Origin of the sequence: Paenibacillus sp. P22 (genome assembly GCF_000469945.2) — a bacterium.
In the GTDB taxonomy this organism is placed as follows: Bacteria; Bacillota; Bacilli; order Paenibacillales; family Paenibacillaceae; genus Paenibacillus_O; species Paenibacillus_O humicus.
In genome coordinates, this window is record NZ_CBRA020000097.1 from 23,595 (window position 1) to 30,959 (window position 7,365).

9 protein-coding genes are annotated in these 7,365 nt (G+C 60.4%); all 9 read left to right on the plus strand.

Annotated features, from left to right (window positions below; all coding sequences use genetic code 11):
- Nucleotides 1–67: 67 nt before the first annotated feature.
- Nucleotides 68–628, plus strand: a complete 561-nt coding sequence (gene amaP / locus BN871_RS14565) for an alkaline shock response membrane anchor protein AmaP (protein ID WP_048746882.1) — start codon at nucleotides 68–70, stop codon at nucleotides 626–628.
- Nucleotides 629–641: 13 nt separating this feature from the next.
- Nucleotides 642–872 carry a DUF2273 domain-containing protein gene (locus BN871_RS14570; protein ID WP_021880410.1) on the plus strand — a complete coding sequence of 77 codons (231 nt, stop codon included), beginning with the start codon at nucleotides 642–644 and terminating at the stop codon, nucleotides 870–872.
- 126 nt (nucleotides 873–998) lie between these two features.
- Nucleotides 999–1,445, plus strand: a complete 447-nt coding sequence (gene nusB / locus BN871_RS14575) for a transcription antitermination factor NusB (RefSeq protein ID WP_048746884.1) — start codon at nucleotides 999–1,001, stop codon at nucleotides 1,443–1,445.
- A 75-nt stretch (nucleotides 1,446–1,520) separates the two neighbouring features.
- Nucleotides 1,521–2,375, plus strand: coding sequence for a bifunctional methylenetetrahydrofolate dehydrogenase/methenyltetrahydrofolate cyclohydrolase FolD (gene folD, locus BN871_RS14580; protein WP_048746886.1), 855 nt, complete (start codon nucleotides 1,521–1,523; stop codon nucleotides 2,373–2,375).
- 7 nt (nucleotides 2,376–2,382) lie between these two features.
- Entirely contained in the window at nucleotides 2,383–3,732 is a 1,350-nt protein-coding gene (gene xseA / locus BN871_RS14585) for an exodeoxyribonuclease VII large subunit (RefSeq protein WP_048746889.1), read from the plus strand.
- A gap of 5 nt (nucleotides 3,733–3,737) precedes the next feature.
- Nucleotides 3,738–4,001 carry an exodeoxyribonuclease VII small subunit gene (gene xseB / locus BN871_RS14590; RefSeq protein WP_048746890.1) on the plus strand — a complete coding sequence of 88 codons (264 nt, stop codon included), beginning with the start codon at nucleotides 3,738–3,740 and terminating at the stop codon, nucleotides 3,999–4,001.
- Complete coding sequence (locus BN871_RS14595; RefSeq protein ID WP_048746893.1) at nucleotides 3,998–4,909, plus strand: polyprenyl synthetase family protein; 912 nt, start codon at nucleotides 3,998–4,000, stop codon at nucleotides 4,907–4,909. The genes xseB and BN871_RS14595 overlap by 4 nt, the downstream gene beginning before the upstream one ends.
- A gap of 99 nt (nucleotides 4,910–5,008) precedes the next feature.
- Complete coding sequence (dxs, locus tag BN871_RS14600; protein WP_048746895.1) at nucleotides 5,009–6,904, plus strand: 1-deoxy-D-xylulose-5-phosphate synthase; 1,896 nt, start codon at nucleotides 5,009–5,011, stop codon at nucleotides 6,902–6,904.
- Nucleotides 6,905–7,001: 97 nt separating this feature from the next.
- Nucleotides 7,002–7,365 (plus strand): TlyA family RNA methyltransferase (locus tag BN871_RS14605; RefSeq protein WP_048746897.1); only part of this gene is annotated, 364 nt, incomplete at its 3' end.

The following is a 7,365-nucleotide window of genomic DNA, read 5'->3' on the forward strand; positions in this document are numbered from 1 at the left end:
CCCCTTGTGATTGGGCTGCCGCTCGGCGCAAGGGGGTTTATTCCGCTTTATGAGGAGGAGCATCTGGTTGAGCCGAATTGTTGATCGTCTTCTTCTGTTTTTATTTTCCCTGGCCGTCTTGATTTTGTGCGTGCTCGCGATCGCAACCGGCACTGGAGGAGTCGGCAAGGACTCCGCCTCGAGCTTTCTGGCCGATTGGATGAAGATCGGGACGTCCGTGAACATCGCTGTCATCATCGTATCCGTCGTCCTGCTGCTCATCGGCCTCCGGCTGTTCTTCGTCTCCATCCGCGTCAAGGGAAGCAGCTCTTCGTCCATCGATCAACGCAACGACTTCGGCGACATCCGGATCTCGATCGAGACCGTAGAGAATCTCGTGCTCAAGGCAGCCGGAAGGCAGCGCGGCGTCAAGGATCTCAAAGCCCGAATCACGACGGCGGAATCCGGCCTGGATATCGCGGTGCGCGCGGTCGTGGACGGCGAGACGTCGATACCTCATCTGACGGAGGAGATTCAGCGGGCGGTCAAGGATCATGTGGAGGAAATCACGGGCATTCCGGTTGCGGCCGTCTCCGTTTTCGTCGCCAATGTCATCTCGTCTCCTTCTTTCAAGAGCCGCGTAGAATAGGAGGCAGGCAACCATGTGGAGAGAATGGTGGGAACGATACGGAGGACGGGCTGTCGGCGTCGCCGCGTCGCTGTTCCTGGGCATTATCTTTTTGATATCCGGTTTTTGGGACATGCTGTTCGTCGCCCTGCTGCTGTGGGCCGGATATACAGCCGGCTACCGCAAGGATACCGGCGGGGAACCGCTGTTTCCGTGGAGACGCCTGGCCGAATGGCTGGGAGAACGTTTCCAGCGATATCGCTGATTACTGTGGTCTCCTCCGTACTCCGGACAGCAAGCCTCTTCCAAGCGGGGCTTTTCGGAGCAGGGAGGAGATCATAGGTATTTTTGGGGGATTCCATACAAAGTCATTTCTTGCTCAGGAGGCATTATGAAACGAAGGTTAGCGCGTCAAATAGCGGTACAAGGGTTGTACCAGATGGAAATGAACGAAGTGACGGCGGAGGAAGCCGTCGTCATGCTTCTTGAAGAGGCACGCCAGGAAAACGAAATCGGCGCGGACAAGATGGAGGAAGGCGAGACCGGCGGTTTTGCGAAGGAGCTCATCCAAGGCGTCATCGAGCGCAAGGCGGCCATCGACGGCATGCTTCAGCAGTATTTGACCGGCTGGCAGGTGGAGAGGCTTTCCCGCGTCGATCTTCAGGTGCTCAGGCTTGCCTGCTACGAGCTCGTTTTCCGGACGGACGTTCCGCCCAAGGCGGCGGTCAACGAAGCGATCGAGCTGTCCAAGCATTTCGGGACGGACGAGTCCGGCAAGTTCGTCAACGGCGTGCTGGGACGGCTGATTGCGGAGCTGGACAAGCTGAAGACCGAGTAAGGAAGCTTGCGAACGGTCGGGCCGCCTAGGCATGACGGCTTGACGAGCCAAACAACCGAGGGGAGAGATCGGCGCGTGAGTGCAAAAGTCATTGACGGAAAGCGCATAGCGGGAGAAGTTCGTTCGGAAGTGAAGCTGGAGGCGGAGAAGCTGAGGGCTTCCGGCATCGTGCCGGGACTGGCGGTAATTCTCGTCGGAGACGATCCTGCTTCGGCCGTGTATGTGGGCAGCAAGGAAAAGACTTGCGCGGAAATGGGCTTCCACTCCGAGGTCCATCGCTTGCCTGGGCAGACGACCCAGGAAGAGCTTCTGGAGCTGGTCGGCCAGCTCAACCGGAACGAGTTGATCCATGGCATTCTGGTCCAGCTGCCGCTTCCTCCGCATATAGCGGAGAAAGCGGTCATCGACGCGATCAGCGTCGAGAAGGATGTGGACGGCTTCAGCCCGCAAAGCACGGGCAATCTCGTCATCGGCGACGAAAGCCTGCTGCCCTGCACGCCTGCAGGCATCATCGAGCTGATCAAGCGCAGCGGCCATGAGATCGCAGGCAAGCATGCCGTCGTAATCGGACGCAGCAATATCGTCGGCAAGCCGGTCGCCATGCTGCTGCTCCGCGAGAATGCGACCGTGACCGTCTGCCATTCCCGAACGGAGAATCTGGAGGCGATCGCGTCCACCGCGGATATTCTCGTCGTGGCCATCGGCAAGCCCAAGGCGATCGGGCCCGGCTGCATCAAGCCTGGAGCCGTCGTCATCGACGTCGGCGTCAACCGGCTCGACAACGGCAAGCTTGCTGGCGATGTCGATTACGAGGCTTGCCTTCCGGCGGCCGGGGCGGTCACTCCCGTGCCTGGCGGCGTAGGACCGATGACGATCGCCATGCTGATGCACAACACGCTGAAGGCTGCTCGGCGAGCGGCGGGAGTGTGACCAGCCGATGGCCGATACACCGCGGATTTATTCCATCAAAGAACTGAACCGGTATATCCGGATGAAGCTGGAAGGCGACAGGCTGCTTGGCGATGTTTGGCTGCGCGGCGAAATTTCCAACTTCACCCACCACTCCAGCGGGCATATGTATTTTACGCTCAAGGACAAGGACAGCCGGCTCAAATGCATCATGTTCGCCAGCCATAACCAGCGGCTCCCCTTCATTCCCAAAGAGGGAGCCAAAGTCATCGCCCGCGGCAACATTTCCGTGTACGAACGAGACGGCAATTATCAATTCTATGCAACCTCCATGCAGCCGGACGGACTTGGAAGCCTGTACTTGGCCTTCGAGCAGCTGAAGGCAAGGCTGGAGGAGGAGGGCCTGTTCCGCGAAGAACGGAAGCGGGCGCTTCCCCGGTATCCGGCTGTCGTCGGAGTCGTTACTTCTCCTACAGGAGCGGCGATCCGGGACGTGATCATTACGCTGCGGCGCAGATATCCTGCCGCGGCGATTCTTGTCTATCCGGCGCTTGTGCAGGGGAAAGCCGCTGCCCCGTCCATCGTGAAGGGCATCGAGGCCTTCAATCGCCATGGACAGGCGGATGTCCTCATCGTCGGCCGCGGCGGCGGCTCGCTCGAGGAATTATGGGCGTTCAACGAGGAGTCCGTAGCCCGTGCGATTTCGGCCTCCGCCATCCCGGTCATTTCAGCGGTCGGACATGAGACCGATTTCACCATTGCGGATTTCGTAGCCGACAAGCGCGCAGCTACGCCGACGGCCGCCGCAGAGCTGGCTGCGCCCAATATGGCGGAGATTGGGGAGTATTTGGGAAGGCTGAACCAGCGCCTCGCCGCAGCGGCCCGAAGCGCGGTCGGCAGCCGCAAGGAGCGGCTGCTTCGGGCAAGGAGATCGCCCTACTTCGTCCATCCGCGCCGATATCTGCTCGACCAGGCGCAGCGGCTCGACCGGCTGAGGGAGCGTCTGGAGGAGAAGATCCGCCGCCAGCCCGACAAAGCCGGGGACAGGCTGCTCCGGCTGCGCAAAGTTCTGCAGGCGCATGATCCCAGCGGAAGGGCGGCCGCTGCCGCCAAGCAGCTGGGCCGGACGAAGGCGAGGCTGGAGAAGGCGGTGCGCATGGCCGTCAAGGACAAGCGCGGCCAGGCCGCAGCTGCCGTCAGGCAGCTCGACTCGCTCAGCCCGCTCAAGGTCATGGCCCGGGGTTACGGCCTTGTGTTCGACGAGAGCGAGAACCGCATCATCCGTTCCGTCAAGGAGCTGTCGCCGGGCGATATGGTCCGGGTGAAGCTTCAGGACGGAAAAGCACAGTGCCATGTATGGGCGATAGAGGAGGAGTGAGCCGCATGAAGGCTGAAAATCAGGAACCGGCCATGAGCTTCGAGGAAGCGATGGAGAAGCTGGAATCGATCGTCGATCGTCTAGAAGGCGGGGACGTTCCGCTGGAAACGGCGATCGACCTGTTCCAGGAAGGGATGAAGCTGTCCCAATTGTGCGGAGGCAAGCTGGAGCAAGTGGAGAAACGGATTGAAACGCTGCTGGAGTCGGGGTCCGAATTCCAGACCCAGCCTTTCTCGGCTGCCCAGAACGATCGGGAGGATGTCCTGTGATCGATACGACGACGTTCAAGGAGTATTTGTCGGCATCGGCCTTGCGGGTGGAAGAAGCGCTTGCGGCCAGCCTGCCTCCTTCATGGGATGTGCCGGGCACGCTTCGCGAATCCATGGCTTACTCCCTCTCTGCCGGAGGCAAGCGGATTCGTCCCGTGCTCGTGCTGGCTGCCTCGGAGGCGGCCCGCGGAGATGCGCGCGACCAGGAGGCTGCGCTGTCCGTAGCATGCGCGGTAGAGCTTATCCATACGTATTCGCTCATCCATGACGATCTTCCGGCCATGGACAACGACGACTTTCGGCGCGGCAAGCCGACCAACCATCGGGTCTACGGCGAAGCCATGGCGATTCTGGCCGGCGACGCCCTCCTCACGCATGCTTTCTATTTGACGGCAGAGGCCAGAAGCAAGGGAGCGGATCCGGGCGTACTGCTGGACATAACCGCCGATCTGGCGCGGCTCTCCGGCGCAGCAGGAATGGTTGGCGGGCAGGCGGCCGATATGAAGGGCGAGCAAGGGGTAACGACGCTTAAGGAGCTTGAATATATCCATGAGCACAAAACCAGCGATTTGATCGTATTTTCCATTCTCGCCGGAGCGCGCCTCGGGGGCGCCGGCGAAGAGGCTTTGAAGCATCTGGGCCTGTTCGGTCGAAACATCGGGCTCGCGTTCCAGATCCAGGACGATATTCTCGACCTGATCGGCGACGAGCAAAAAATGGGTAAGAAAACAAACAGCGACACGGCCGCAGGCAAGGTCACGTATCCTTTCCTGATCGGCATGGATGAAAGCCGCCGCTTGATGGAGCAGCTGACAAGCGACGCCAAGGAGGCTCTTGGCCGCGCCGGGCTGGCGAAGCCGGCAAGGCTGCTGGAAATGGCGGACTACCTGTTGAAGCGGGACCGCTGACCTTGCTGGGTTCGTGTCGTTTTGTATGATATAATGGTGAATAATGTGTATTGACGGAGCGGCGATCGATACCCGCTCAGGAAAGCGAGGAACCTTATCGTGCTGCTCGACAACCTCAACGGACCTCAAGATCTCAAGAAGCTGGCCTTGCCGGAGCTGGATCAGCTCGCGGCCGAAATCCGCGAATTCCTTATCCGCAAGCTGTCGGCGACCGGCGGGCATCTGGCCCCCAACCTTGGCGTCGTCGAATTGACTCTTGCGCTCCACTATTTGTTCAACAGTCCGGAAGACAAGTTCCTGTTCGACGTCGGACACCAGTCTTACGTCCACAAGATCCTGACCGGCCGCATGGACCGCTTCGACAGCCTGCGCCAGCAGGGCGGGCTGTGCGGCTTCATCAAGCGCAGCGAAAGCGAGCATGACGTATGGGAGGCAGGCCACAGCAGCACCTCCCTCTCGGCCGCAATGGGCATGGCGCTGGCGCGGGATCTGCAAGGCGGCAGCAACAAGGTCGTCGCGGTCATCGGCGACGGCGCCCTTACCGGCGGCATGGCGCTCGAAGCGATGAACCATATCGGCCACGAAAAGAAAAACCTGATCGTCATCCTGAATGACAACGAGATGTCGATCGCCCCGAATGTCGGAGCGATGCATCAGTATCTCGGCCGGATCCGCACGGACCGGCATTACCAGAAGGCGAAGGAAGAGCTGCAATCCCTTCTCCAGAAAGTCCCCGCGATCGGCGGCAAGCTGGCGAAGACGGCGGAGCGGTTCAAGGACAGCGTCAAATATTTGCTGATGAGCGGCATCCTGTTCGAGCAGTTCGGATTCCATTATCTCGGTCCGGTCGACGGCCACGACATGGGCCAGCTGCTGGATGTGCTGCAGCAGGCGGGCAACGTGCAGGGACCGGTTCTCGTGCATGTCGTTACCGTCAAGGGCAAAGGCTATACGCCGGCCGAGAACGATTCGTTCAAATGGCACGGGGCTTCTCCGTACAAGATCGAATCCGGCCAAATGCTCAAGGCGGTCGGACCGCCGATGTATACCGAGGTGTTCGGCGATGCGCTCATCGAGCTGGCCGAGCGCGACGAGCGCATCGTGGCGGTCACTCCGGCGATGCCGGCAGGATCCGGGCTGATGAAGTTCGCGGCGCGCTTCCCCGGCAGGATGATCGACGTCGGCATTGCGGAGCAGCATGCGGCGACGATGTCGGCGGCGATGGCCATGGAAGGGATGAAGCCGGTGTATGCCGTGTACTCCACCTTCCTGCAGCGCGCCTACGACCAAGTCGTCCATGATATTTGCAGGCAGAACGCGAATGTCATTTTCGCCATCGACAGGGCGGGCTTTGTCGGTCCGGACGGCGAGACGCATCACGGCGTGTACGATATCGCCTACCTGCGCCATATTCCGAACATGGTGCTGATGATGCCCAAGGATGAGAACGAGCTTCGCAACATGATGAAAACGGCCGTCGATTACAACGAAGGCCCGATCGCGATCCGCTATCCGAGGGTGAACGGAACGGGAGTCGAGATGGATCCCTTCATGACGCCGATTCCGATCGGCACCTGGGAGACGGTCCGCGCAGGCGAGTCGGCGGCGGTCATCGCGGTCGGACCGATGGTCCAGGCAGCGGAAAAAGCCGCCGAGCTTCTGAAGCGGGAAGGTCTTTCCCTTCGCGTGGTCAATGCCCGCTTCATCAAGCCTCTGGATCACGCCATGCTTGATTCCTTGGCGGATGAGGGCATTCCGCTTCTCGTCATGGAGGAAGGCTCGCTCCAGGGAGGGCTTGGAAGCGCCGTGCTGGAGCATTATGCCTTGAGCGGGCGCACGGGCGTCCAGGTCCGGCTGATCGGCATACCGGATGAATTCATTGAGCATGCTTCCATTGAGGAGCAGCGCGCGGAAGTAGGGTTGACGCCGGAGCGTCTGGCGGCCGAGGTCTTGGGACTGCAGCCGAAGCGCAAGCGGGCGACGAACCAGCTATGACGGCAATGGCCTGCGGCGTTCTCACGCTGCAGGCCATTTTTTTGGTCAGGGAAAACGAAATGCGGACCCATAAACATAACAAGCAGAGGAGAAAGCGATGTCTTCCAAAGAACGAATCGATGTGCTGCTCGTGGAGCTGGGATTTTTCCCGAGCAGGGAAAAGGCGAAGGCGGCTCTGATGGCCGGCCTTGTGCTGGTGGACAACGAACCCGTGGACAAGAGCGGGATGAAGGTGGACCGCGAATCCGATATCAAAGTCAAGGGAAGCGTCCATCCTTACGTCAGCCGCGGAGGTCTGAAGCTGGAGAAGGCGATCCGTGAATTCGGGCTTGATCTCGCCGGCCGCACGATGCTCGATATCGGGGCTTCGACAGGAGGGTTCACGGACTGCGCGCTTCAGCATGGAGCCGGGCACGTCTATGCGATCGACGTCGGGTACAATCAGCTCGATTGGTCGCTTC